The sequence below is a fragment of the Streptomyces sp. ME19-01-6 genome (genome assembly GCF_033793745.1).
GTDB lineage: Bacteria > Actinomycetota > Actinomycetes > Streptomycetales > Streptomycetaceae > Streptomyces.
On record NZ_JARAXF010000128.1, the window covers coordinates 1 to 689 of the forward strand.

Below are 689 nucleotides of genomic sequence, written 5' to 3' on the forward strand. Positions count from 1 at the left end.
GGGGTGGTTGAGGGGGTCGGTTGGGTGGGTGGTGGTGGCGGTTTGGGTGAGGCACCACAGGGGTGCTGTGATGGTGGGGTGGGTGGTGAGGGTTTGGATGAGGGTGAGGGTGAGTGCGGTGCCGGTGGGTACGTGGGGGTGTTCGGGGTGGGGCTCCTCGTCGAAGGCGAGTAGTGAGAGCACGCCGTCGATGCTCACCGCGTCACTGTGCTCGACAAGCCGCTGAGCAAGGGTTTCGGGGTCGGCACAGGAGGAGTCGAGCGAGAGCGTGATGGTCCGCGCCCCGAGGTGACGCAGGGCGTCGACGATGACGTCGATGGGGGCGTGTCGGCTTTGCAGAGTGGGTACGACGATGAGCCAGGTGCCGGGTGACCTGGGGCCGGTCTGGGGGAGAGAGACGGGTTTCCACGTCTCGCGGTAGCGCCAGGAGTCGATGATGGCTTGGTCGTCGTGGCGCTTGCGCCAGGTGGAGAGAGCCGGCAGGACTGCTTCGAGAGAGGAGTCACGGTCGATGGCCAGGGCGGAGGCCACTGCGTCGACGTCTTGTCTCTCCAACGAATCCAAGAAGCGGATGCTGGTTGTGTTGGTGTTGGTGTTGGGGGTGGTGGTGTTGAGCCAGTAGTGGTGGTGTTGGAAGGGGTAGGTGGGGAGGTTGGGGTGGTGGGTGGGTGTGTGGTGGTGGTGCCAGG

General features: G+C 65.3%; 1 pseudogene. It reads right to left on the reverse strand.

Annotation, left to right across the window (positions count from 1 at the left end):
• A pseudogene (locus tag PV419_RS52965) lies at window positions 1-689 on the reverse strand (hypothetical protein); the annotation flags it as partial.